Here is a 22,592-nt window from a genome sequence, read left to right on the forward strand (position 1 = left end):
GGCCAGCGCTTCAGGGCATCTGGCGCTGGTGAGAAGACACTTCCCACGGACCTTGTGTCCACGGCAGTGCCCCCGAGGGCAGGGGTGTGACGATCACCGCACCGCCCATATAGTGGGAGGTACGTAGGAGACGAGGTCGGGCCGCGCCACCACCTTCAGCGAGGAGGCGCCTGCCTGGAGCGTGCCCGCCAGCGTGGGGATGACGCGGAAACGTGCCTGGAAGGGCTCGCCCGCGCCCCGGGGCGGCAGCATCAACGTCACCGCGCCGTCCTCCGCGTCCCACGACGACACCCGGCCCTCGGACACCAGCGCGTCGAGGCTGGCCGGGTCCACCTGTACACCGGCAGGCAGCCCGTGGCGCAGCTCCAGCGCGAGGCCGGACGGGGTGGACGCTTCCACCACCACCTCCGCCGGCTGCCCCACCCTGGCCTCCGCCGGGCCCTTCACCACCAGCTCCAGCCCACCCTGGGACTCCGGCTTCCACGGCACCGCCGCGGCCAGCACCAGCGAGTAACCGAGCCCCGGCACGGCGGGCTCCGCGCGCACCGTCCAGGTGTGCGCCCCGCCCGAGCCCGGCGCCGCCACCTCCAGCGCCAGCACCTCGCGCAGCGCCTTCGCGTCATAGGTGCCCTCGGTGAGGGCCTGGCCGTCGCGCTCCAGCACCACGCGCACCCGGGCGGGCAGCGGCTCGCGGAAGAGGGCCACCACCGCGCGCAGCGCCATCCGGTTGGCTCGGCCGCCGCCCCAGCCCAGGGCCGGCTCGTAGCGGGAGAGCAGGAAGGCGCCCAGGTCCGCCAGCGGCGCCTTCGCGTCGCCGTCCAGCGCCAGCACCGCCAGCGCCGTGGCCTCCGTTTCCGAGGGCGTCACGCCACCACCGTCCACCACGCCCGAGTCCACCGGCAGGTACGCCGAGCCGCCGTCGCGCGTCTTCACCGCCTCACGCACCTGGGTGCGCAGCTCCTCCTTCAGCGAGCCCGACACCGCGCCGCTCGCCAGCAGCGCCGCCGCGGTGTAGCCGTCCTTCACGTGGGCCCGGTTGCGCTCCACCGCGCCCAGGGCTCGCGCGGCGAAGAAGGCCGCCCGGCGCCTGCCCTCCGGAGTCCCCGCCGCCGCGTTCACCACGCGCATGCAGTCGGCGGTGGCCACCAGCAGCCGCTGCAGCGTCCAGCCCTCGCCTCCCTGGCAGGTGCCGTCGGGGGACTGCGCCCGCGCCACCTGCGCGGCCAGGCGCTCGCCCAGGCGGGCCAGCACGAGGTTGTCGGGGTGGAGCAGCGCCCCTTCGGCCAGCAGCGCCGCCGTGGACACGTCCGGCGAGCGGCCCTCGCGCAGCGCGCGCTGCGTCGCCTGGGCCAGCAGCTTGCGCAGGCCCTCCACGTCCAGGGCGCCCTCCACCGGCTGCGGCGGAGCGGCCATGCGCCGCGTCCCCGAGGTGAGCGCCTTCAGCGCCTCAGCGGCCTGCGTCTCGCCCAGCGCGGTCAGCAGCTCCGGCGAGCGGCCGACGAGCATCAGCGTGTAGGCCACGTCCGCCGTGCCCCCGCGCCCGCCCGCCGTGGCCCACTCCGAGCGCAGCACGCCCAGCGCGCCGGGGTACACGAGCAGCCGCACGCGCTCACTGCCCGCCTGCGCGTCCGCGGGCCCCTCCAGCGTCACCGTGCGCGGCGCCGCCAGCGTGCCTCCGCGCTGCTTCACCACGGGCCGCCCGGTGGGCCACACCTGGAAGTCCCGCACCACCGCATCCGCGGCGCCCAGCGTGGCGCGCACGGCCACCTGTCCCGGGCCGGCCGCCTTCACCAGCACGTACTCCACCACGCTGCCCCGCGCCGGCACCCGCACCGTGCGGCTGCCGCCCTCCACCGTCGCGCCCTGGGCCTCCACCTTCAGCGGCACCTCCACGGCGGAGTCCGTCGTGTTCACCACCTGCACCGGCAGCCGGGCCGCGTCGCCCGCGCGGAGGAAGGGCGGCAGCACCGGGTCCACGTACGTGGGCAGCGTGCCGGAGAAGCGCGCCACCGCGCCCGCCTGCGCGCCGGAGCGCGAGTGCGCCAGCGCCAGCACCCGCCAGCCCGTGAGCCGGTCCGGCACGCGCACCGGCACCGTCGCCGCGCCGGAGGCGTCCGTCACCACCAGCGGCTCGAAGAGGAAGGTCTCCGGGAACCAGGCGCGGCTCGGCGCCGAGTCCGCCTCCGGCCCTCCTTCCCCGTTGCCGCGCCCGCCCCTGTCCTTGGACTGGTCCGCGCGGCGGGAGTCCACCACCGGGTTCACGCCCCCGGGCGCCCCGCCGAAGGACTCGGCCGCCTTCTCTTCCATCTCCATCATCGGCTCGGGCGGAGGAGCCATGGCTGGCGCGGGGGCCGCACCGCCCATGACGCCGTCCGCGTCGTCGAAGGCCGAGGACGTCGGCATGCGCTGCAAATTGGCGACCCCCGCCGGCTCCGCCGAGCGCGAGAGGTCCCCCCCCAGCCGGAGGACGTGCATCAGCAGGAAGGCCACCAGGGCCCCCAGCAGGAGGCCCACCGTCCCCATCATCAGCGTGCGCTTCATGGCGCCTCCCGGGCGACCCACGCGTTCCAGTTCTCCACGTCCTCGGGCAGCCGCGTCCCGCTCGTCACCACCGAGCGCGGGTCCGTGAGGGCCAGCAAATCCCCAGGCAGCCGGGACAGCCGCAGCCGGCGGCCGAAGGCGTCCGTCACCTTCTCGCCGCGCTGCTCACAGGCCGTCAGCGCGCCGTCCCACAGCTTCGCCAGGTCCTCCGGGTCCAGCGTCTCGCCCTCGGGGGCCTTCTGCTCCCAGGCCCGCACCTGCGCATGCAGCTCCGAGAGCACCCCGTAGAAGGGGTCCGTCAGCTCCGCGGACGGGTCGAAGGGCGTCGCCGCGTTCACCGACACCGCGGGCTCGACGTCCTCGCGTCGCGGCACGCCACTGACGCGCAGCAGCGCCGCGGCCGCCGCGTTGGAGCCGCGGATGCGCCCCATGGCCAGCGCCTGCCCGTCCAGCACACCGAAGGCGGACGAGGCCATCGAAGGCGCGGGCCGCACGGAGTCCAGCGACTCCGTCCCCGGCAGCGGCGTGAGCTGCGCCAGCGTCTCGTCCACGCCGAAGAGGCCCACCGCGGCCGGGCCGTCCTTGCCATCCACGCGCGTACGAAGCTGGAGGCGGGCCAGCTCGCCGGGCGCGTACACCGGCTTCTCCGGCGACACCTCCACGGTCAGCCCCGCGCGCGGCGGTACGTACACCCGCGCCACCGCGCCCTCCCACCAGGCCTCGGCCCAGCCCTCGAAGTCCGCCGGCAGCCGGAAGCGCGCCGAGCGCGAGCCCCGCTCCACCTTCGCCTCCAGCCGCGTGTCGCCCGCCGTCAGCACCAGCTTCTCCGGCAGCTGGCCCACGAACTGGGGGCCGCGCATCAGGTCGATGCGCACCTCGTCCCCTGCCCGGGCCTGCACCGGCGTGGCCCGCAGGCGCGCATTCGGGAGCTGCGCCGGGCGCAGCACCAGCTTCGTCGCGCCCGCGTCCTTCCCATCCACCTTCGCGCTCACCTTCAGCTCGTAGCCCGGAAAGACGGTGGCCTGCGCCTGCCCGGCCTCTTCCCGCGAGCCCGACGGGTACGCGGTGAGGCGCGCCACGCCCAGGGCCTCGCCCCGGTCCTTCTCCGCCTCCGGAGGAGGCAGCCGCAGCCGCGTGAAGCGCTCCTGGATGCAGGACAGCGCCGAGGCGGGCAGCGCGCTCGCCGACCCGGGCAGCGACACCCACGACGCCGCCACCTCCGGCCCCGTCCTCGCCAGCCGCCAGCTCAGCGCGAGGGGCAGGGGCGTCGCCACCGACAGGTCGCGAGGCAGGCACGCGCGGGCATCCCTCGCGGCCACGTCCAGCACGCCCGCCAGGAAGTCGGCCTCGCCCATGGCCTCCTCCACCTCCACCTCCAGCCGGGGATAGCTCGTGTCACGCACGCTCAGCTCCAGCGCCAGCACGCGCTCCCGTCCGGGTGCCAGCGCGCGCGAGCGCAGCGCCGTGGCGAGACACGCCGCCAGCGGCCCCGGGTTCACCGCCACGTCCATCACCGCGCCGCCCGCTCCCACGCGCACGCCCAGCGTCAGGTCGGTGTCGCCGTCATCCGGCGTCACGAAGCGCGAGCACGGGAAGAGCGACGGCAGCCAGCCCTCCACCGCGAGCTGGTCCTTCAGCGACGCCTCCGTGTTCTCGTTCAGCAAGTCTCGCAGGCCGCCCAGCTCCACCATGGGAGGCGGAGGGGGACGGCGCACCGGCATGGGCGGCACCACCACGTTGACGGGCGGCCCGGGGTCCAGCTGGAAGGCGGCCACGCCGTCCTCATCCGCCACCGCGCGCACGCCCTCGTCGCGAGCGTCCCACGCGCGCGTCACCTTCAGCTCCGCGCCGGGCAGCACGCGGCCGTCCGCGGTGGTGGCGCGCAGGTAGACGCGGTTGCTGAAGCCCGCCACCAGCCCGTCCTCCAGCTCCGTCACGGTGGACACGGCGAGGGCGTCCTCGGCGAGCAGCAGCGACACCGCGCCCTGCACCCGGTCTCCCGCCGCGTCCTTCGCCGCCACGCTCGCGCTCAAGCGGGCGTTGCCGCGCAGGTCCATGGGCACGCGCGGCAGCGCCACGCGGAAGCGCCCCGCGGCATCCGTCTTCGCGCGCCCGGGCAGCCCGCCATTCAGCCACTCCGTCGGCGGGGGCCAGTCTCCCGACGCGTCCCACTCCAGCTCCACGTCGGCGTCGGCCACCGGCGCGCCCGAGGCGTACACCACCTGCCCCTCCACCTCCGGTGAGTCCCCGGCGCGCCAGAAGGGCCGGGGGCTGCTCGCCTCCACGCGGAAGCGCGGCAGGGTGAAGGGCTCCACCTTGAAAGAGGCCTCGGCCTGGGCGCTGCTGCTCACCCAGCGCACCGTCCACAGGCCCGTCGTGGCGCCCCTGTCCAACGGGAAACTGCCGGCCACCACGCCCCAGGGGCCCGCCGGTGCGCGCTCCTCCAGCACCACCTCGCCGGACGGGTCCGTCAGCGTCCACGTCCCGGGCCGGCCGTCCAGCGGCGACAGGTCCTTCGCGCGCAGCGCCACCGCGCGGAAGCGCACCTCGTTGCCCGGCTCGTACAGCGGCCGGTCCGTCAGCACGTGCACGCGCGCGGGCGCATATAAAGGTAGCGCCGCGTCCACCGTGTCCGTGCCCAGCGGCGTGGTGAGGCGGGCGCGCAGCCGGTAGTCCCCGTCCGGCACCTGGGGCAGCTTCACCCGGGTCGTCAGCGGGCCGTACCCCTCGCGGCTCCAGTCGTGCTCCGGCTCGGGCGGCAGCGGCGTCTCCTTGCCCTCCGCGTCCACCAGGAACAGCTCCGCCGAGCCGCGCGTCACCGGCGCCTCCATGAGCCCGCCGTAGCTGGCATGCGGCGCGTGGGCGGTCGCCCAGACGGACACCGGGCTCGCCACCCCGCGCGACAGCCCGTCCGCGCTCAGGCGCACCGTCTGCCGCATGTCCCCGTCCGGGCAGCGGTTCATGGGCACGCCGAGCAGGAAATAGGAGGACAGGCAGACCTCGAACGACAGCAGCGTCAGGAAGCCCCCTCCGAGCAGTCCTGCGAGCCCTCCGATGATGAGCGGCAATCGGCGGCGGAAACCTTGCGCCATGCGTCCTCCCCTGGCGCGCAGTGTACGTCGAGAAGGCATCGCTCTGCCGAGCCCCCCTTTTTCGCGCCCTGGCGGCGGTGCGCTAGGGTGCCTCCCGTCCCGCCGCTGCCCACACCCCACCATGCCCGCGCCGACGCCCAAGCCCCGCCCTCCCCAGGACGCCCTGCCCTCGCGGCTGGAGTCGTTGCTGGAGTCCCTCACCGACCGCCACCTCGCGGACCGCCTGGAGCGCGTCCACCGCGCGGCGGCCGTGGCCATCGACCGGCTGGGGCACCTGAGCATCGCGAAGTACGAGCCCACCTCGGTGGAGTCCGACGGCGGCGCGGACCTGGCCCTCTGGGAGACGATGGCGCCCGCCATCGGCGACACGCTGGTGGGCGTCAACCAGCTCGTCGCCGCCATCCACAAGGAGTTCCCCCCGCCCGCGCGCCCTGCCAGCGGAAGCGAGGGCTGGGCCCCTCCGCCCGCCAGCTCGGACGAGCGGCTGGCGCAGGAGGTGGAGGCGGTGCTGCACACCAGCGCGGAGCGGCTGGCGAAGCGCGTGGGCGAGCTGGGCCAGCAGATGCGCCGCCCCGAAGTGGTGAGCGACCGCTGGACGCTGATGGCGGAGCTGCAGGCCTTCCGCGCCGACTTCAGCGCCCGCATCGGCGACCTCGTCTACCTCACCGCGTCGGCCTTCGAGGACGTGCGCCGCGAGGACGTGGTGCCCGGCTACCTGCACCAGGTGGCCGCGCGGGCGGCCCTGCGAGCGGCGGCGGCGGACCTGCGCCGCTCCCTGCAGGGGCGCCTGGAGCGCGCGGCGAAGGCGGAAGGCCCCGCGAGGCCCGCGCTGGCGAGGCAGGTGGCGGAGAGCCTGTCGGCCTTCGTCTCCCTGCCCGCCTCGGTGGCGCTGCGCACGCCGCAGAAGCACCAGGTGCTGGAGCTGCGCGCGCACCTGCTGGAGACGGGCTCGCGCCCGACGCTGGAGCCCGACGTGCTGCCGGGACTCGTGGAGCCCTTCCTCGTGGCCATGGAGGGACACATGGAAGAGGTGACGCGCGCCTGGCTCATCGTGCACGACCGCAGCGTCTGGGCGGCGTGTGGCATGAAGCTGGAGCAGGCGGAGATGCACCTGACGCTCGGCTCGATGGGCGCCGCGCGCGTGCTGACGGACGCGGTGCAGGCGGCGGGAGCGCTCCAGGGGCGCTCGGGCCCCTTCGACGCCTTCCTGCGCAAGGCGCGCCAGGAGTCCTCGGACGGCCTGGACGAGGCAGGGGCTCGGGAGCTGCTCACGCGCTTCCGGGAGCGGCTCGCGGCCCTGCCGTTCAGCTAGGAGGGGCTACTCCTTCTTCGGAGCCTCGCCCTGGGGCAGCGCCGGGGCCGGGGGCTTCGGCGGCAGGACGCGCAGCTCGTTGTAGCGGGCCGCCAGCGTCTCCGGCGTCAGCTCCTCCTGCCACTGCTTGGGGTTGGTGTTCCAGCCGAAGTCGGCCGGCACCTTGCCGCCACCCTGGTTGGTGTAGCCAATCATGTCCGGGAACTGCGCGGACCAGCGGCCGGCGGGGTCCGGCTCCTTGGTGATGTGCTGACGGTTGGGACGGCGGAGGAAGGGCTTGGGTGCGTCGCTCATGGGGCGAAAGCCTCTCCGAAAGCCGCCCGCAAGGGTAGTGGGAAGCCACTGCCACGGCGCCCGGAGGCCTGGCCCCCCAGCCCTCCCCCGGGCAGGGGCCTCAGGCCGCCCGCCGGGTGCGCTTGCGCCGCGCGGGTACCACCGGAGGCAACACCCGGGGTCCCAGGGCGAACACCGCCGCGAAATAGCGGGCCTGGGCCTCGCTGCCGTAGCGGTAGCGCCGCACGGCGCCCTCGCGCATCAGCACCTCCACGCCCCAGCCTCGCTTGTCGTGGAGGAGCTCCACCTGTGACACCTCGCCCATGCCGTCCCCCTCCCACCTGCGTTCCCCTCCGCTCTTGAAATCCCCGTGCCAACCGGACGTCGTGGGCCTGACGGGTTGCGTTGTCCGGGAGTCGTCACTCGGGGTGAGGGCGGTAAGGATTGCAGGAGGGCTCGGCTGCTCGCCCGCCTGGGCAAGGCACCGTGGGAGCGGGCCCGGGAGGGCGTACCGGATACACACCCCGGGGCGCCTTGTGCCCCACGAATCCTGCGTTAACTCAAAGGCATGACTCACTTCGAGAGCAGCAATGGCGACCGGTTCGCCGAATTCGTCCTTCCCGACGGCTGCGTGCTCTGCGGCGGCGAAGTGACTGTGCGCGCCTCACAGGCAGGCGCGCACAGCTACTGCCCGCAGTGTCACTGGCTGTCCAAGCCGAGCATGCGCGTGCGCGACAACGGCGTGGAGCTGTCCTTCGCCACGTCGGCGCAGGCGTAGGCCCTCTCCTTCCCGGGTGGCGCGGAGCCAGGCTGGCCCCGCCACCCGCTCACGGGCCAGACCGGAGTGCCGGCAGGCCCCTGCTCCCTTCCACCACCGTGAGTCGCCGCGCCACGGGCCTCAGTGAGGCCCGTGGACGCTGCTCGTGTGCCCCGTGGCGAGCGTCGCGTCGTCGCGCTGGCGGTCCTCCTCGTCCCACGCGCGGCCGTCCTCGTAGCCCCACTCGGCGAGGTCCACCTTGTATTGGACGTGGGACAGCAGCCGGCCGCGGCAGAGCTTCCGCTCCCAGTTGCCTTCCTGCACCGAGCCGCTGGCGCGGGCCAGCAGCTCCTGCATCAGCCACTCGGGGACGATGGCGCGGTCCGCGGGGTAGGCGAAGCGGAAGAGCATGAGGTGCGAGAGCAGCACCTCCCAGTACCGGTCGAAGCGCTTGAGGAGCCGTGGCCAGTCGAAGCTCGCGCCCGCCTTCAGCAGGAGGTGGGTGAGCTCGTGGCCGTCGAAGCGCTCGCGCTCCAGGACGAAGGCCTTGCTCCAGAAGATTTCCTCCGCCGGAGGCACCTTGCACGCGCAGCCCAGGAGCTGCGCGCAGACGGCGTGCTCGAACCAGCCGTCATCGACGACGGTGAGGCCGTTGCCGGACGCGAAGATGATGTCGACGAGGTAGTCGTCCCAGAAGGCCTTGTGCAGCCAGCCGTGGACGTTGCTCTCGGTGCTCCACTCATTCCGCGCGAGCAGCTCGAGCGCGCGGTCCGCGTCCTCCTTCCGGATGAAGAGGTCCAGGTCCTTCGTGTCGCGGTAGATGCCGGTGTAGTGCGCGAATGCGTACGCACCGCCGACCAGGAAAGGAATGCCGGCATCAGAGAGTAACTGGATGGCGTAGGCGCGTGCGCCCAGCTCGGCGACAGGTCGCCGGACCTCCATCCGCCGCGGGTCCCCCCCGGGTGCTCCCGAGGCCTTCGGTGGTTGCTCAGCCATGCGCAAAAGATAGGAGGACAGAGCCTGCACGACAGCGGTACGGCCGCGTGCCCGGATGCAGGGCAGGCAGGGAGGCACAGCGGTTGTTACGGGGCTCACGGCGGAGTGTCGGACAGCGCACGGCTCACTTGCGCAGAACCACCGCCGGAATCAGTCGTCGGCCTCCGCTTCCGGGAGCGACTTCGCGGCCATGGACATGGGGTAGATGGCGCGGAGGTTGACCCGGTAGTGGTACGCGACGAGGTGATACTCCCCCGCAATCAGGATGAAGACCTGTTGGGGCGGCTCGGGCTGACTGTCGACCCAGGCCTTCGCTTCCTCGTACGAATCGAACGTGGCCACCGGAGGGGGGAGCCCACCTCGCGCCATGTCTTCGAGGTAGAACTCCAGGACGGGACTGCCGGGCAATCTGCGTTCGCCCAGGTCTCTGAAATAGACGATGTTGTGGTACTCACCGGCGATCAGCACCTTGGCGCCGTCCGGCGGATTGGGGTGCGCTTTCAGCCACGCCATTGCCTCCTCACGCGTGTCGAAGCTGGCGGTGACGAGTGGAGGCGCCCTGAGGTCCAGGCTCTTGCGGTATTCGTCGAAGGCGTACGTCTGACCCGTCTCGAAGAGGAACTCGAACAGGTCCATCGCAATCCGCAGCTGGTCCTTCTCCTCCGGCGACTGGTTTTCATGACGAAGCCGTCCGAGCAGGGCTTCGACTTCGACCATCCCCTTCCCTGGTTTCACGGTACGCCTCTCTCCATGAAGGGATCGGTCCCAGGAGCCGCCTCGGCCAGAAGTACCGCTGGCGCGAGAACGATGAGCCCCGCGCCCATGGAAACCACGACGAAGACAGCCCCCGCGATAACGACCACGCTCCCTACCAGAATCGCTCTGCGATTCCGCTTCAACCAATCCACTGCGGCATCCACCGCTGCGAACTCCTGTGGCCGTAGCTTCTCCAGCTCAACGCAATCCATATAGGGCTGCATGCATTGGCCTTCACAATACTCCTTCTTGCCGCCTTTCTTCCGCTCAGGAGAGGTCATATGTCCGTATCCCCGGGACAGAGGACGGCGTATGCACTCAGCGACACATTCCCGGTTCTCTGCATCGCAGTCGCGAGGCCGGCGCACGACAGGTACGACCCGGCCAGCCAGCTCCCTTGGGCTCGAACGGGCGCTGAACCGCGCAAGGTCAAGCTCCTCGGCGGGCTGCCATGAGTGAGTCACCGTGCCGTCAGCCTGCTCTTGGATGACGAGCACGAGGCGAGTGGACTCCCCGGCGCTGACCGGAGCGCCGGAGCGGGTGGTTCCGCACGAAGCGAGAAGCATGGCAAGGAGTGAAGCAACGATTCGCTCCGAGTTCGCGTGAGTTCTCATGCCCATCCTGCTTCCGTCGTGAGCTGCATCCGCCAGCCATCCAAACACATCGGTCTCTCACTTCACCGCACCAGCCAAAGCCACAGCGGCGCGGTAGCGAAGGACAGCGGAATCCCCACGCCCACCATCAACACGGCCAGCTCGGGGTCCAGCTTGTGCTCGGCGGCGAGGATGGCCGCGCTCACCATGGGCGCCATCGCCGCCTGGAGCACCGTGGCCTGCACCACCACCGGCGCCAGTCCCGGCATCGCCAGCAGGCCCAGCGCCACCAGCCCCGGCACCAGCAGCAGCTTGTACGACAGGCCCAGCGCCAGCGCGGGCAGCCGGTGCCGCACCCCCGTGAGCCGCAGCTGCAAGCCCACCGAGAACAGCGCCAGCGGCGTGAGCAGCGCGCCCAGTCGCTCCAGCACCGTGTCCAGCCACACGGGGAAGCCCCAGGGCCGCAGTACCAGCGACACCACCAGCGCGAGGAACGGAGGGAACGTCACCACCTTCCGCGCCAGCTCGCGCCACGGCAGGTCCGCCTCCGCGCTCGCCCGCGTCGCCGCGAGCGTCGCCAGCGTGGACAGCACCAGGAACGAGCCGAGCTGGTCCGCCACCACCGCCACCGCGAGGCCGCCCTGCCCCAGCAGCGCCTCCGCCATGGGCAGCCCCACGAAGGCCGTGTTGCCCAGCCCCGCCGACAGCACCAGCGCCACCACCGACTGCCGCGACAGTCCCAGCCGAGGCCCCAGCAGCCGGAAGAACGGGCCCGCCGCCAGGTAGTACAGCCACGGCACCACCGCGGCCACGGCCAGCTCGGGCACGAACTCCAGCCGGTGCATCACCCGCAGCACCAGCGCCGGCAGCGCCACGTACAGCACGAAGGTGTTGAACGCGCCCGCCGCGCCCTCGGCGAACCTGCCGCTGTGCCGGGCCAGCACACCCAGCAGCAGGCACGTTCCCAGCAACCCGATGACCGCGCTCATGACGTCCGTGCCTTCGCCTTCCCTCGCCGCCCTTGCCCTATATGCGAACGCGAGGACGCCTTCCCGCGTTTCGCCCCGCCGCCTGACGGCCGCCTTACCGGAACCTCCTCGGGAGGCTTCACCCGGGACTCCGCCTCAGCCAACGAGCCCGGACCCACGGGCTCCCCTGAGAGCAGCCCGCCCCCCGCCAGCAACGGCCGCGCACGCTGGATGACCTCCGACAGGAAGCCCATCACCGCCCGCACCCGCGCGCTCTGCTGCAGGTCCGGGTGCACCACCAGCCAGATGTCCCGCCGCAGCGCCGCCACCGGAGGCAGCAGCCGCCGCAAGCCCGGCGCGGTGTCGCCCTGGAAGCACGGCATCAACCCCAGCCCCACGCCCGCGCCCGTCGCCGCCACCACCGACAGCAGCGAGTTGCACCGCATCACCACCCGCGCGGACGTGGCCACCTCGCCCATCCACCGCGCCTCCGGCCACTTCGCCGCCGCGTCCGCGTAGCCGATGACGTCATGCCCCGCGAAGCCCAACGCCGGGTCCGGCAGCCCGCGCCGCGCGAGGTACCCCTCCGCCGCGTAGAGCGAGATGGCAATCTCCCCCACCTTGCGCGCCACCAGCGACGCCTCCTTCGGCCGCGTCAGCCGCACCGCCACGTCCGCCTCGCGCCGGGTCAGGTCCAGCGCGCCGTAGTCCGTGAGGAACTGCACCTCGATGCCCGGGTGCCGCTCGCGGAACACCCCGAAGCGCGGCAGCAGGTGATTCACGGCGAAGGCCTCCGTCGTCGTCACCCGCACCACGCCCTCCAGCCGCGCGTCCTCTCCGCCCGCCCGGCGCTCCACCGCCAACACCGAGGCCTCCATCTCCTCCACCGTGCCGCGGATGCCCTGCCCCGCCGCCGTCAGCACGAAGCGCCCCGGCGTCCGGTCGAACAGCCGCGTCCCCAGCTCCTCCTCCAGCACCGTCAGCCGGCGCCCCACCGTTGTCGCATCCACCCTCAGCGCGCGAGCCGCCGCCGCGAGCGTCCCCTCGCGAGAGATGGCCAGGAAGTACCGCAGGTCATTCCAGTCCGGCATGGCGCCCTGCAAGATTGCAGGCCCCCACGGCATTCTCCAGCGTTTCCGCATGGCCGCCTCCAGGGCATTCATGGCGCCACAACCGGGCCGCGTGGTGCGGCCCCACACCCCGCTGGAGCCTTGCCATGAACGCCACCACCCGCCTCGCCCTCACCCTCGCCGCCCTCTCCGCCGCCGCGTGTGGAGGCGCGAAGACGGCCGTCAAGCCGCAGGACCTCGCCGGCCGTTGGGACAGCCCCACCTGTGAGGCCAGTCCCAACGGGGACGGCAGCACCAGCTACGTGCAGCGCCACTTCCAGCTCACGGAGTCGGCGTGGACGCTCGAGCTGGACGTCTTCGGCGACGCGCAGTGCCAGACGAAGCTCTTCACCGCCCGCCTCCTCGGCCCCTACACGCTGGAGCGGGACTCGGAGAAGGTGGCTGGCGCCACCGAGGGCAACTTCTCCTTCGGAGAGCGCTACCTCACCGCGCACATCCAGCCGCTCGCGGACGCCTTCGCCCAATCTGGCTGCGGCACGGGCACGTGGACGGTGGGCGCCGAGCAGTCCGTCCCCGCTGCCTGCCTGTCCTTCAAGGCGCTTGCCGGGTGCAGCACCGACCATGACCTGGTGAAGGTGGACGGCAACCAGCTCTTCTTCGGTCAGCGCCCGGCGGACAACGACATGTGCGCCCCCGACAAGCGCCCGCTGGCGCTGGCCCCGCTGCCCGTCATCAAGGGCTGAGGCCCCGCTCCGGCAGGGCCTCGTGCCGCCAGCGTCAGGGGCACACCGCGCCTGGCGTCCGCGAAGAAGCCACCCACGCGCGGACCTCACGATGTTGGACCTCAAAGAGCCCCTACCGTCACTCCCGGGCACTTGGAGCGGAATACCCGCTGACGCATGCTCCGCCGCCGTCATGCCTCCCCGCTCCGGTCCTCCGTGCCCCGCTCCCGTCCCCTCGGTTCTGGAGCGGCGGCCATGAGCGGCGCCCTGGTCCAGGCCGTGCGCGCCCTCGCGGGGGGCCTGCCCCGCACGTACTGGGTGCTGTGGGTGGGCACGCTGGTGAACCGGCTGGGCTCCTTCGTGGTGCCCTTCCTCGCCCTCTACCTCACGCGCGAGCGGGGCTTCACCGTGGAGCAGGCGGGCCTCGTCGCCTCGCTGCACGGCGCGGGGACGGTGCTGGCGGGGCCGCTGGGTGGCACGCTCGCGGACCGCGTGGGCCGGCGCCTCACCCTGGCCGGGGGCCTGTGGCTGGGCTCGGCGGGCATGCTCTTCCTCGGCTTCTCCCGCGAGCCCTTCTGGATTGCCGTCGCCGCCTTCACGCTGGGCGTGCTGGGAGAGCTGTACCGGCCCGCGGTGTCCGCCGCCGTCGCGGACGTGGTGCCGCCGCGGGACAGGACTCGCGCCTTTGGCCTGCTCTACTGGGTCGTCAACGTGGGCTTCGCCATCGCCCTTCCGGTGGCCGGGCTGATGACCCGCTTCGGCTACGTGACGCTCTTCGTCGCCGACGCCATCACCACCTTCGTCTACGGCTGCTTCATCTGGCTGTTCCTGCCGGAGACGCGGCCCACCCGCCGGCCCGCGGGCGAGCAGGCCAGCGCCCCCGCGAGCCCCCCGGCGGCCTCGCCGCTCGCGCCCTTTCGAGACCCGGTGTTCCTCTCCTTCGGCCTGCCCATCTTCGTGGTGTCCCTCATCTTCTTCCAGGGCCACATGGCGCTGCCGCTGGACCTGGGCGGGCGGGGGCTGACGCCGGCGCAGTTCGGCTCGGTGCTCGCGGTCAACGGCGTCCTCATCGTCGTGATGCAGCCCTTCACCGGCCGGTGGCTGGGCCAGCAGCGCCGCGCCGTCGCGCTGGCCCTGGCGGCGGCGCTCACTGGCGTGGGCTTCGGCCTGCACGCGCTGTCCGCCAACGTGGGACTGGCGATGCTGGCCGTCCTGGTGTGGACGCTGGGGGAGATTGCCCAGGCGCCGGTGGCGCCCACCGTGGTGGCGGACCTCGCTCCGCCCGAGCTGCGCGGCAGCTACCAGGGCGCCTACCACATGCTGTGGGGACTGGCCGCCTGCGCCGCGCCCGCGCTGGGCGGACTGGTGATGGGCCGCTTTGGCTCCACCACGCTGTGGCTCTGCTGCCTCGTGCTGGGCGTCGCCGCGGCGGGCTGGCACCTCGCCATCGCCGGAGCCCGACGCCGCCGCATGGACACGCTGCGCACCCTGCGCCCGGACGTCAGCACGAGCGCGGACTGACGCTCCGCCCCGCCGCGAGTCCCGCCGGAAAAAGCAACGGGCGGCCCCCCCTGGAAGGAGACCGCCCGCGACTCACGCGTTGCCTGGGGTCAGGCTACGGCGAGGTGTAGTTGATGTTCAGCGTGTACGTACCGGCCGTGTAACCGCGCACGCCGATGTACGCGCTCGTCTGGCCCGCCGGCACGGTGACTTCGCACGTCTCGGCCGCGCCGCTGAGGTACGGACGGCAGGCGTAGCTGGTCGTCGTGGGCGCCGAGCCGAACTGCACGTACAGGTCCGGGTCACCCGTGCCCGACATCACCACCTTGAAGGTGGTGCCGGCCAGCACGGAGTACGCGGGGAGGTTCGTGACGCTGCCCGAGGCCACGCTGCCGGACTTCGTGTCCGTCTTCGGCGTACCGGTGCCGCCGGTGCCGGGCTTGGTGTAGTTGATGGTCAGGTTGAAGCTGGCGGCGGTGTAGCCGCGCACCATGATGTACGCGCTCGTCACGCCCGCGGGCACCGTCACGTTGCACGACTCGGCCGCGCCGCTGAGGTACGGACGGCAGGCGTAGCTGGTCGTCGTGGGCGCCGAGCCGAACTGCACGTACAGGTCCGGGTCACCCGAGCCCGTCATCGCCACCGAGAAGCTGGTGCCGGCCACCACGGAGAAGGGACCGTAGTGGGTGTTCGCGCTCGCCGCCACGGAGCCGGAGCGGGTCTCCGTGGTGGGGGTGCCCGTCGGGGGCGGCGTGCCACCCGGAGCGCCGTAGAGCGCCTGGATGCCCTGCGTGTCCTTGGCGGTGATGACCAGGTCACCCGACTGCGAGCCGTTGCACTGCGGGTAGTGCATGACGGACGCGGAGTCGTACGTGGTCAGCGCGCGCCAGTTGTTGTCCTCGAAGCACGTGCCGGACTCGGGGCGGGTGTGCTCGTGGCGGAAGCCCAGCGTGTGGCCCAGCTCGTGGCGCAGGATGCCCGTCAGCGTCCACGGCGACGTGTTGCCGAAGGCCGTGTTGTCGATGAGCACGTTGCGGTTGGCGCGCGAGTCGTTCGGGAAGAACGCGCGGGCCAGGTACTGGCCACCCGAGTTCACCGGGCGCACGTCGAACACCACGTTGTTGTTGCTCGCGGTGCAGCTGCCGTTCTGCGCGCTCACGTAGACGAACTTCACGTCGCCCGCCGCCTCCCAGGCGGCCGCCGCGCTGGCCATCTCCGTCACCGCCCTGGCGTGGTTGGTGCCGAACGTGGTGCTCACGCAGTAGGTGATGTTCTTCTTCGCCGTGTCGCTCCACTTCGCGTCCACGCCACCCGCCGTGTGGACGATGAGCTGGCCGTTCTTGACGTTGTTCTCGTAGAACTCGCGCAGCAGCTTCTCGGAGGCGAACGTCGTGTCGCCGTCGGCGATGAAGATGCCCGTGTCCGGCTCCTGGTACACCAGGGACAGGAACTGCTCCCACGACATGCCCTGACCGGTGGTCTCGGGAGTGGGGGTGGTGCCTTCGCTGCCGCCGCAACCGGCGAGCAGCGCGAGGCCCGCGAGGGCGCCGACGAACTTGGACTGGGTCATGGACTTCCTTGATGGGAAGAAGGGAGCCCCGCGCCAGAGCACCCCCCGTGCCAGCGCCCAACCCATTGCCATTACTAGGTATTACAACCAGCCCTTCAGCGGCTCCGGTGCACCGATACTCCAGGAGTACCCGCGAATTCGTAAACCCTGCTTACGATTTGGCACCAAAGCCGAGCGACTCTAAGTACTTACCCGTATTTCGGAAGCCGATCTGAAACAGGACAAGCCGGATGTAAAAGTGAAACCGACCGAGACAGTTTTCTGCCCCAACGTCTCGAAAAGCGGCGGCCCGGCGAAAACGGACCCACCCCGGTGGCCCACGGCCAGAGAGGTCCGGTGGCTGCCGCGCCGCCCCCTCAGCCGAAGACGGCGACCAGGGTGAGGACGACGAAGGCGACGAACACGAACCACGCCGCGGCGTAGTCCAGGTCGCTCTCGTGGAGCAGGTGGTTGAAGTCGAGTCGCATGGCGGTGGTCCCCGGTGGAAATCCCCTTCAATGGGGCTACGGGAGACGGCGCCAGGTGATTGCGCGGGCACGGCGGGCGCTGCGCCCCCTGGGACGCCCGTGTGACGGGCGGCGGGGGCGGGGCTCCGGGGGACTACAGGCCGACGAGGGCCTCCGGGCGGTTGAGCCCCCGCGCGCGGCCGAGCGGCTGGAGGATGTCCGCCGGGGGCGCGTCCGCGGTGAGCAGCAGCGCGCGCACGGCCGTCTCCACCACGTCCTCGGCGCCGGGACGCACCATGCCGCGACGGGCGTCCTCCACGCGCTTGCCGCGGTAGGTGTCGAAGCGCGCCTTCACCCGCCGGGCGAGGTCGGCCACCGCCTTGTCGCCCACCTCCACGCGCAGCTCCAGCTCGTTGCGCAGCTGCACCGGGTCCGCGAGCACGCCGTAGCGGTCATACCCCTTGTGCGCCACGTCCTCGTGCGCCACCGCGTAGTCCTGCGTCTGGGGCGCCACCACGCCGGAGTCCTTGAGCAAATCCTTCATCACCGCGGTGACGGAGGCCGTCACGGTGAGGCGGTGCAGCTGCACGTCGTAGACGAAGTCCGAGTACATCGGCTCCTCCACGGTGACGGGCTCGCGGAAGGCGGTGTCGCGGTTGCGCTGCACTTCGATGCGCTGCGCCTCCGACTTGTCGAGCGCCGCCTCCAGCGCCTTCTCCTTCTCCTTCACGGCGGTGGCCTTCTGGACGAGCAGCAGCTCCTCCTGGGCGCACGCGCCGCTGGCGCAGCGGGAGGGGTTGCACTCGCCGGGAAGCTGGCCGGGCTTCTCCGCCTCCCGGGCCGCCTCGCCGCACTCCTGCAGGGCCTCGCGGCACTCGCGGCGCTCGCGCTCCCGGCAGCGCTCCGCGCCTTCGCGCACCGTGAGCAGCTCCGCCTGCATGCGCAGGTACTCGCGCAGCGCCGCCGCCTGCTTGCGGTCTGTCTCCTCCATCGTCCGCTCCGCCTGCAGCAGCTTGCCCTCGAAGCCCGCGCGGCGCGGGTTGGGCACGGAGCGGTTGCCGGCCAGGTAGCGCTGCGTGCGCTGCGAGTCCTCCGTCACCTTCAGCGGCAGCACCCGCTCCAGCGACAAGTCCAGCCGCACGCCCTCGCGGCCCTCGGGCGCTTCCGTCACCACGCGCAGGGGCAGCTGCGTGGGCAGCATCGTCGCCAGCCGGCCGGCCGCCAGCCGCTGCGCCACGTCCGGCGCCCCGGCCCGGTCCTCCACCGGCGCGGTCACCACCAGGAAGGCCACCTCGTCACGCAGCTTCTGCCGCACCGCCTCGGCCCGCTCGCGCGCCGCCGTGGCGCCCACCCGCTCCTGGTCCGCGCGCACGTACGCCACCAGCGCGTTGCCCAGCTTGCCCGCCTTCTCCAGGCTCTCGCCGGTGCCGAACCAGCGCTTCGCCCACGCCACCTGCACCCCGTCCACGCCCCGCTTCGCGGCCGCGTGGTCCGGCGCCACCGACAGCACCGCGTCGAACTCGGTGCGCGCCTCCTTCAGCCGCTCCTCCTTCAGCGCCTTCTGGCCCACGGCCACGCGCGCCTCCAGCGTCTGGCCCAGCAGCTCGCGCGCCGGTACGTTCTCCGCGTTCAGCTCCAGCGCGCGCACCAGCCGCTTCATCGCGCCGTCCAGGTCGCCCCCGGCATGGAGGCTCCGGGCCTCCTCGAGGACCCCGTCGCTCCACGCGTTGCGCACCTTCGTCAGCTTCACCTTCACCTCGGACGCCTCGGGGTCCGCGGCGAGCGCTCGCAGGTAGGCGGCTTCAGCATCCGCCCACTTCTGCTGCTGACTGGCGGCGTCGCCCTCCTTCACCGCGCGGGAGAAGGCGGTGCAGCCCGTGAGGGCAAGCAGCGTGGCCAGGGCCAGGGCTCCCAGCCAGCGGTGGGACGAGGCGGGAGCGGAGCGGGGGCTTCGGGGGAGGACAGGCACGGCTCGCATCTTCGGGGAAAGCCCTCACCGGGTGAAGACTTCCACCATGAGCCCGCCCGCCCTCCTGCCCGGGAGCAGAGCGCGCCCGGGCGCTGGCCAGGCCTGGCTGTCCACCTCCAGGAGCGCCGCCTCCGGTGCCCTCCCTTCAGGACCTCCGCCGCACCGTTCCGTGTCGCCACTCTTTGCTTCCACCACCGCATATCGGTAGGGTCCAACCCACCCCAACTGGGTACCTGCCACCTCTGCCCACTGGGAAAATTACAGTTCCATTGCTGATATTCGTCTCTGCTGTATACATCCAGCGCGTTGGGCTGTAGCGCACTGCCCCACACGTCTCCGTGGACCCCGGCATGGAACTCGCTCCCCGAATGGTGTCTTCGCAACCCCGGCAGGTGGTGAGGACGGTGCTCCGCGAGGCCCTGGACAGCCAGCTTGGCGGCGAGGTGGTGGTGAAGTCCTCCACCCTGTCCGGGCGCATCTTCGTCGTGGCGCGGAAGGTGGCCTGGGTGGCCATCACCGGCCCCGGCGCCACCAACTTCGCCTCGGTGCTCGTCCAGGAGCGGCAGGTGAGCCGCGAGGACCTCGAGCAGGTGGTGGCGGAGTGCCGCAAGAGCGGCGGCAACTTCTGCGAGATGCTGGTGTCCTGGGGCCTGCTGCCCTGGGACAGCGTCCGCGAGCTGCTGCGCCGCCACCTCACCAGCCAGTTGGAAGCCCTCCTGTCCCTCCGGGACGCCCAGGCCCTCTTCGTTCCCCAGCACCGCACCTACTCCAGCCAGCTGACCTTCAACCTGGAGGAGCTGGCCCCTCCGGTTTCATCGCCCCCCACCCCGAATCAACTCCTGGAAGAGAGAGTCAACATGGCGAACGTGAAGCAGTCCCTCGAGGAGTCGCTGAAGATTGACGGGGCCTTCGCGGCCTGTCTCGTGGACTCGAAGAGCGGCATGAGCCTGGGCAGCATCGGCGGCAGCGCCACCTTCAACGTGGATGCCGCGGCCGCGGGCAACACCGAGGTGGTGCGCGCGAAGCTGAAGACCATGAATGCCCTCGGCATGAAGGACCGCATCGAGGACATCCTCATCACGCTCGGCGAGCAGTACCACGTCATCCGCCCGCTCTCGACCAAGGAGGGCCTGTTCCTCTACCTCGCCCTGCACCGGGCCAATGCCAACCTGGCCATGGCGCGCTTCAAGCTGGCGGACATCGAGAAGGCGCTGAGCCTCTGAGCCGCTGAGCTTCTGAGCCGGGCTCCCGCGAGCCCGGCGCCGCCTGCTCGCTCTCCGTGCTGGAAGCCGCGCCTGTCCGCCAGCATGAGCCCCGCCGTCTGCGCGTGGTTACCTCGCCCGTTACACAACGCTGCCTTCTGCTGGCCCCCATGAGGCGGACCTCGCACGTCACGCGGGCCGCCCGGGATGCGTCGGGAATGACGCGACGCAACAGCCGGTAGAGGAACACAGCACTCAGCAGCACCCACGAGGGGGGCGAGAGAGTCACCATGTCCTGTCCACAGCCACGTCCCACCCAGTTCCGTCTGCCCCTGCGGGCAGAGACCTTCTCCATCGAAGAGCACCGCAACGTGCACTGCCGCTTCTACGGCGGCTGCATCGACGTGGCGGTGAAGAAGGACTGGGACAGCTTCACCTGCGCCAAGTGCCCCCTGTTCCACCAGGACCGGGCGCCCGGCGCGTCCTCGTACGCCTTCAACCAGCCCGCCGACTCCGGCCGGCCCTAGTCTGGCCGGTCGCCAGCGGGGCGGGCCCTGGTGAGCTGCCACGGCGCGCCGCCCCACGGCCCCGCATCGCGCGGCCCACGTTCCGGCCCCGGGCTGTGTACCAGCCCACGAGTCCCTGCGCTCCCGAGGTAGTGGGCGGCGGGCGCACGGCACCACAGCTTCCCCGTCAACCTGCTCGGGCCCGGTGTACCGCCCGGAGGGGAGGCACCATGCTCCGCCAGCTGCTGCTGTCCGACTTCGGGAGCGAGGGGCCCACCGCTGGCCATGGGTGGGCGCTCGTTCAGGCGGAGTTTCCCACCGTGGGGATAGGTCCGCTGGCGAACGGCCGGGGCTCGCGCGTGCTGCGCCTGGACGTGTCCGAGTGGGGCTCGCTGGACTTCGACCCCTTCACCTGGGACGAGCGCGTCTTCGGCGCGGCGGAGAGCTCCGAGCAGCTCGCCCTGCACCTGGAGGGCGCGCGGGGCGAGGCGCTCGTCATCGCCGCGCTCGAAATCCTCACCCGCTACCAGGGCCTCGTGGGCCGCCGCAACGAGGCCTCGTCGATACGCGTCTTCGACCGGCTGCTGGCGCGCCACCGCGCGCTCCATGACCTGCACCTGCCGGGGGTGCGCGCGGACTACCAGCACGCGCTGGACGCATGGCAGTGGGCGCTGCGGCTGCGCCCGGAAGCGGACCTGGCGGTGCAGGCCGCCGCCCTCTTCCATGACGTGGAGCGGCTGGTGCCCGGAGCGGACCCGCGCGGCGAGCACCCGGCCCCGGGCTGCCAGGCCTTCAAGGGCGCCCCTGCGGCACGGGGCGCGGCGCTGACGTGCGAGGTGCTGGAGGAGGTGGGCGCGGACACCGACACCTGCCAGCGCGTGCGCAACCTCGTGGCGAACCACGAGCGCCCCGACGGGGACCCGGACTTGGCGCTCATCAACGACGCGGACGCGCTGTCCTTCTTCTCGCTGAACGCGTCCGGCTTCATCCGCTACTTCGACCCCGAGCACAGCCGCCACAAGGTGGCGAACACGCTCGCGCGGCTGCGCCCGGCGCAGCTCCGCCGGCTGGGGCAGATGCGGCTGGCCCCCTCGGTGAAGGTCCTCCTGGACGCGCAGCTCTCCTCCATCCCCTGCTCCGGGGGCGAGGCCTGAGGCGTCGTCGCCATGTCAGGGTGAGCCCGCCTTTGCTCCTGCCTCCCGCCACCCGTTGGGATAGAGGTGCCCCAGCGCCGTGTTCTACCGGGTGAAACACGGGCGGAGGGAGGGGCACCCCATGCGGGAGCTGCGGGTCAACACGTGGCTGGAGCTCCAGGACGCCCTCTTCGCAGACTCCTGGAACGAGGCGCTGGGACGGCACCGCCCCAGCTTCGTCTTCCGGGGCATGCCGCACGTGGAGCACGACCTGTCCACCGCCCTCAACCGCAAGGGCATGTTCGTGCGACAGGAGAAGGACCTGCTGCGCGCCTTCCGCAAGTACGCGCACGCCAATGCCCAGCAGCAGATGCAGTCGCTGTGGGACTGGCTGGCCCTGGCCCAGCACCACGGGCTGCCCACGCGGATGCTGGACTGGACGTTCAGCCCGAATGTCGCGCTGCACTTCCTCACCGAGGACACCGACCTGCGGGACCAGGACGGCGTGGTGTGGTGCGTGGACTACCGCGAGACGAACCGCCTGCTCCCGAAGCCCCTGAAGGCCCAGCTTCGGCGGGAGGGCGCGGACGTCTTCACCGGGGAGATGCTGGCCGCCGTGGCCGGGGACCTGAGCGCCTTCGACCGGATGGCGAAGCACCCCTTCGTGCTCTTCTTCGAGCCGCCCTCGCTGGACGCGCGCATCGTCAACCAGTTCGCCCTCTTCTCGGTGATGAACGGGCCCGCGCTGCGCCTGGACGAGTTCCTCCAGGACCAGAAGCAGGGCGTGCGCCGGCTCATCATTCCCGCCGCCCTGAAGTGGGAGGTGCGCGACAAGCTGGACCAGGCCAACGTCACCGAGCGCGTGCTCTTCCCGGGCCTGGACGGGCTGAGCCGCTGGCTGCGCCGCTACTACAGCCCGCGGCCCCGCTGAGCGCCCGCGCCTATGTCCGCGCGTGGCGGGGGTTGTTGTAGTCCAGGGCGAAGGGGTCGTTCATGGTGGTGTCCCCCGTCAGCCCGGCGGCCTGCTGCTGCTCGGTGAGCTCGCGCAGCTCCTTCTCGTGCTTGTTGCCGACGGCGCCGCCCACGATGACGGCCAGGATGAGGCCGTAGAAGATGACGACCCCGAGAAGAGTGAATCCCAGAAGCAACATGCGGTGAACCTCGCTGTCGGGGACCGCGCGTCGGT

Annotated in this window: 20 protein-coding genes; 8 read left to right on the forward strand and 12 right to left on the reverse strand. The window is 72.0% G+C overall.

Going from position 1 to position 22,592, the window contains the following annotated elements:
* Window positions 1-93 precede the first annotated feature (93 nt).
* Window positions 94-2,541 carry an alpha-2-macroglobulin family protein gene (locus tag G4D85_RS05915; protein ID WP_205525427.1) on the reverse strand — a complete coding sequence of 816 codons (2,448 nt, stop codon included), beginning with the start codon at window positions 2,539-2,541 and terminating at the stop codon, window positions 94-96.
* The gene (locus G4D85_RS05920; RefSeq protein WP_164008702.1) at window positions 2,538-5,633 is read right to left on the reverse strand and encodes an MG2 domain-containing protein; all 3,096 of its coding nucleotides are present in this window, start codon (window positions 5,631-5,633) and stop codon (window positions 2,538-2,540) included. Before G4D85_RS05920 ends, G4D85_RS05915 begins: the two co-directional genes overlap by 4 nt.
* A 121-nt stretch (window positions 5,634-5,754) precedes the next feature.
* Here G4D85_RS05920 and G4D85_RS05925 point away from each other — a divergent pair, with 121 nt between their 5' ends.
* Complete coding sequence (locus tag G4D85_RS05925) at window positions 5,755-6,945, forward strand: hypothetical protein (protein ID WP_164008704.1); 1,191 nt, start codon at window positions 5,755-5,757, stop codon at window positions 6,943-6,945.
* 6 nt (window positions 6,946-6,951) lie between these two features.
* Here the strand turns inward: G4D85_RS05925 and G4D85_RS05930 are convergent, their stop codons facing one another.
* Together G4D85_RS05930 and G4D85_RS05935 are read right to left on the reverse strand one after the other, a co-directional pair.
* The gene (locus tag G4D85_RS05930) at window positions 6,952-7,239 is read right to left on the reverse strand and encodes a hypothetical protein (protein ID WP_164008707.1); all 288 of its coding nucleotides are present in this window, start codon (window positions 7,237-7,239) and stop codon (window positions 6,952-6,954) included.
* 100 nt (window positions 7,240-7,339) lie between these two features.
* The gene (locus tag G4D85_RS05935; protein ID WP_164008709.1) at window positions 7,340-7,543 is read right to left on the reverse strand and encodes a hypothetical protein; all 204 of its coding nucleotides are present in this window, start codon (window positions 7,541-7,543) and stop codon (window positions 7,340-7,342) included.
* A gap of 243 nt (window positions 7,544-7,786) precedes the next feature.
* On the opposite strand from G4D85_RS05935, the gene G4D85_RS05940 reads away from it, so the two are divergent.
* Entirely contained in the window at window positions 7,787-7,996 is a 210-nt protein-coding gene (locus tag G4D85_RS05940) for a hypothetical protein (protein ID WP_164008711.1), read from the forward strand.
* 120 nt (window positions 7,997-8,116) lie between these two features.
* Here the strand turns inward: G4D85_RS05940 and G4D85_RS05945 are convergent, their stop codons facing one another.
* From G4D85_RS05945 to G4D85_RS05965, 5 genes are all read right to left on the reverse strand, one after another.
* On the reverse strand, window positions 8,117-8,917 hold the full coding sequence (locus G4D85_RS05945) for a nucleotidyltransferase family protein (protein ID WP_240359092.1): 801 nt from the start codon (window positions 8,915-8,917) through the stop codon (window positions 8,117-8,119).
* Window positions 8,918-9,121: 204 nt separating this feature from the next.
* Window positions 9,122-9,706, reverse strand: a complete 585-nt coding sequence (locus G4D85_RS05950) for a head protein (RefSeq protein ID WP_240359093.1) — start codon at window positions 9,704-9,706, stop codon at window positions 9,122-9,124.
* A complete protein-coding gene (locus G4D85_RS48805) occupies window positions 9,703-10,008 on the reverse strand; it encodes a hypothetical protein (protein ID WP_240359094.1) in 306 nt (101 codons plus the stop codon). Before G4D85_RS48805 ends, G4D85_RS05950 begins: the two co-directional genes overlap by 4 nt.
* Window positions 10,009-10,403: 395 nt before the next feature.
* On the reverse strand, window positions 10,404-11,309 hold the full coding sequence (locus G4D85_RS05960) for an AEC family transporter (protein WP_164008717.1): 906 nt from the start codon (window positions 11,307-11,309) through the stop codon (window positions 10,404-10,406).
* On the reverse strand, window positions 11,306-12,379 hold the full coding sequence (locus G4D85_RS05965) for a LysR family transcriptional regulator (protein WP_164008719.1): 1,074 nt from the start codon (window positions 12,377-12,379) through the stop codon (window positions 11,306-11,308). Before G4D85_RS05965 ends, G4D85_RS05960 begins: the two co-directional genes overlap by 4 nt.
* Window positions 12,380-12,504: 125 nt before the next feature.
* Between G4D85_RS05965 and G4D85_RS05970 the strand changes: the two genes are divergently transcribed.
* Both G4D85_RS05970 and G4D85_RS05975 read left to right on the forward strand, forming a co-directional pair.
* Window positions 12,505-13,101, forward strand: a complete 597-nt coding sequence (locus tag G4D85_RS05970) for a hypothetical protein (RefSeq protein ID WP_164008721.1) — start codon at window positions 12,505-12,507, stop codon at window positions 13,099-13,101.
* 234 nt (window positions 13,102-13,335) lie between these two features.
* Window positions 13,336-14,601 carry an MDR family MFS transporter gene (locus G4D85_RS05975; protein WP_164008723.1) on the forward strand — a complete coding sequence of 422 codons (1,266 nt, stop codon included), beginning with the start codon at window positions 13,336-13,338 and terminating at the stop codon, window positions 14,599-14,601.
* 94 nt (window positions 14,602-14,695) lie between these two features.
* On the opposite strand, the gene G4D85_RS05980 is transcribed toward G4D85_RS05975, so the two are convergent.
* Together G4D85_RS05980 and traC are read right to left on the reverse strand one after the other, a co-directional pair.
* Window positions 14,696-16,150 (reverse strand): M57 family metalloprotease, encoded by a 1,455-nt coding sequence (locus tag G4D85_RS05980; protein WP_164008725.1) that lies wholly within the window; start codon window positions 16,148-16,150, stop codon window positions 14,696-14,698.
* A gap of 600 nt (window positions 16,151-16,750) precedes the next feature.
* Entirely contained in the window at window positions 16,751-18,574 is a 1,824-nt protein-coding gene (gene traC / locus G4D85_RS05985) for an outer membrane exchange accessory lipoprotein TraC (RefSeq protein ID WP_164008727.1), read from the reverse strand.
* 359 nt (window positions 18,575-18,933) lie between these two features.
* On the opposite strand from traC, the gene G4D85_RS49190 reads away from it, so the two are divergent.
* The 4 genes from G4D85_RS49190 to G4D85_RS06005 all read left to right on the forward strand — a co-directional run bounded on the left by G4D85_RS49190 (window position 18,934) and on the right by G4D85_RS06005 (window position 22,337).
* Window positions 18,934-19,788 carry a hypothetical protein gene (locus G4D85_RS49190; protein WP_240359095.1) on the forward strand — a complete coding sequence of 285 codons (855 nt, stop codon included), beginning with the start codon at window positions 18,934-18,936 and terminating at the stop codon, window positions 19,786-19,788.
* Between the two features lie 269 nt (window positions 19,789-20,057).
* The gene (locus G4D85_RS05995) at window positions 20,058-20,294 is read left to right on the forward strand and encodes a hypothetical protein (RefSeq protein ID WP_164008729.1); all 237 of its coding nucleotides are present in this window, start codon (window positions 20,058-20,060) and stop codon (window positions 20,292-20,294) included.
* 209 nt (window positions 20,295-20,503) lie between these two features.
* Complete coding sequence (locus G4D85_RS06000; protein ID WP_164008731.1) at window positions 20,504-21,427, forward strand: DUF4202 family protein; 924 nt, start codon at window positions 20,504-20,506, stop codon at window positions 21,425-21,427.
* A 121-nt stretch (window positions 21,428-21,548) separates the two neighbouring features.
* Window positions 21,549-22,337 (forward strand): FRG domain-containing protein, encoded by a 789-nt coding sequence (locus G4D85_RS06005; protein WP_164008733.1) that lies wholly within the window; start codon window positions 21,549-21,551, stop codon window positions 22,335-22,337.
* 10 nt (window positions 22,338-22,347) lie between these two features.
* Here the strand turns inward: G4D85_RS06005 and G4D85_RS06010 are convergent, their stop codons facing one another.
* Window positions 22,348-22,557, reverse strand: a complete 210-nt coding sequence (locus tag G4D85_RS06010) for a hypothetical protein (RefSeq protein ID WP_164008735.1) — start codon at window positions 22,555-22,557, stop codon at window positions 22,348-22,350.
* Window positions 22,558-22,592: the final 35 nt, after the last annotated feature.

Source organism: Pyxidicoccus trucidator, assembly GCF_010894435.1.
Classification (GTDB): domain Bacteria; phylum Myxococcota; class Myxococcia; order Myxococcales; family Myxococcaceae; genus Myxococcus; species Myxococcus trucidator.

What these genes read in the sequence shown, in the direction of transcription:
- G4D85_RS05915 (WP_205525427.1), bottom strand. Translation starts at nt 2,541, where the DNA reads ATGAAGCGCACGCTGATGATGGGGACGGTGGGCCTCCTGCTGGGGGCC.
- G4D85_RS05920 (WP_164008702.1), bottom strand. Translation starts at nt 5,633, where the DNA reads ATGGCGCAAGGTTTCCGCCGCCGATTGCCGCTCATCATCGGAGGGCTC.
- G4D85_RS05925 (WP_164008704.1), top strand. Translation starts at nt 5,755, where the DNA reads ATGCCCGCGCCGACGCCCAAGCCCCGCCCTCCCCAGGACGCCCTGCCC.
- G4D85_RS05930 (WP_164008707.1), bottom strand. Translation starts at nt 7,239, where the DNA reads ATGAGCGACGCACCCAAGCCCTTCCTCCGCCGTCCCAACCGTCAGCAC.
- G4D85_RS05935 (WP_164008709.1), bottom strand. Translation starts at nt 7,543, where the DNA reads ATGGGCGAGGTGTCACAGGTGGAGCTCCTCCACGACAAGCGAGGCTGG.
- G4D85_RS05940 (WP_164008711.1), top strand. Translation starts at nt 7,787, where the DNA reads ATGACTCACTTCGAGAGCAGCAATGGCGACCGGTTCGCCGAATTCGTC.
- G4D85_RS05945 (WP_240359092.1), bottom strand. Translation starts at nt 8,917, where the DNA reads ATGGAGGTCCGGCGACCTGTCGCCGAGCTGGGCGCACGCGCCTACGCC.
- G4D85_RS48805 (WP_240359094.1), bottom strand. Translation starts at nt 10,008, where the DNA reads ATGACCTCTCCTGAGCGGAAGAAAGGCGGCAAGAAGGAGTATTGTGAA.
- G4D85_RS05960 (WP_164008717.1), bottom strand. Translation starts at nt 11,309, where the DNA reads ATGAGCGCGGTCATCGGGTTGCTGGGAACGTGCCTGCTGCTGGGTGTG.
- G4D85_RS05965 (WP_164008719.1), bottom strand. Translation starts at nt 12,379, where the DNA reads ATGCCGGACTGGAATGACCTGCGGTACTTCCTGGCCATCTCTCGCGAG.
- G4D85_RS05970 (WP_164008721.1), top strand. Translation starts at nt 12,505, where the DNA reads ATGAACGCCACCACCCGCCTCGCCCTCACCCTCGCCGCCCTCTCCGCC.
- G4D85_RS05975 (WP_164008723.1), top strand. Translation starts at nt 13,336, where the DNA reads ATGAGCGGCGCCCTGGTCCAGGCCGTGCGCGCCCTCGCGGGGGGCCTG.
- G4D85_RS05980 (WP_164008725.1), bottom strand. Translation starts at nt 16,150, where the DNA reads ATGACCCAGTCCAAGTTCGTCGGCGCCCTCGCGGGCCTCGCGCTGCTC.
- traC (WP_164008727.1), bottom strand. Translation starts at nt 18,574, where the DNA reads ATGCGAGCCGTGCCTGTCCTCCCCCGAAGCCCCCGCTCCGCTCCCGCC.
- G4D85_RS49190 (WP_240359095.1), top strand. Translation starts at nt 18,934, where the DNA reads ATGGTGTCTTCGCAACCCCGGCAGGTGGTGAGGACGGTGCTCCGCGAG.
- G4D85_RS05995 (WP_164008729.1), top strand. Translation starts at nt 20,058, where the DNA reads ATGTCCTGTCCACAGCCACGTCCCACCCAGTTCCGTCTGCCCCTGCGG.
- G4D85_RS06000 (WP_164008731.1), top strand. Translation starts at nt 20,504, where the DNA reads ATGCTCCGCCAGCTGCTGCTGTCCGACTTCGGGAGCGAGGGGCCCACC.
- G4D85_RS06005 (WP_164008733.1), top strand. Translation starts at nt 21,549, where the DNA reads ATGCGGGAGCTGCGGGTCAACACGTGGCTGGAGCTCCAGGACGCCCTC.
- G4D85_RS06010 (WP_164008735.1), bottom strand. Translation starts at nt 22,557, where the DNA reads ATGTTGCTTCTGGGATTCACTCTTCTCGGGGTCGTCATCTTCTACGGC.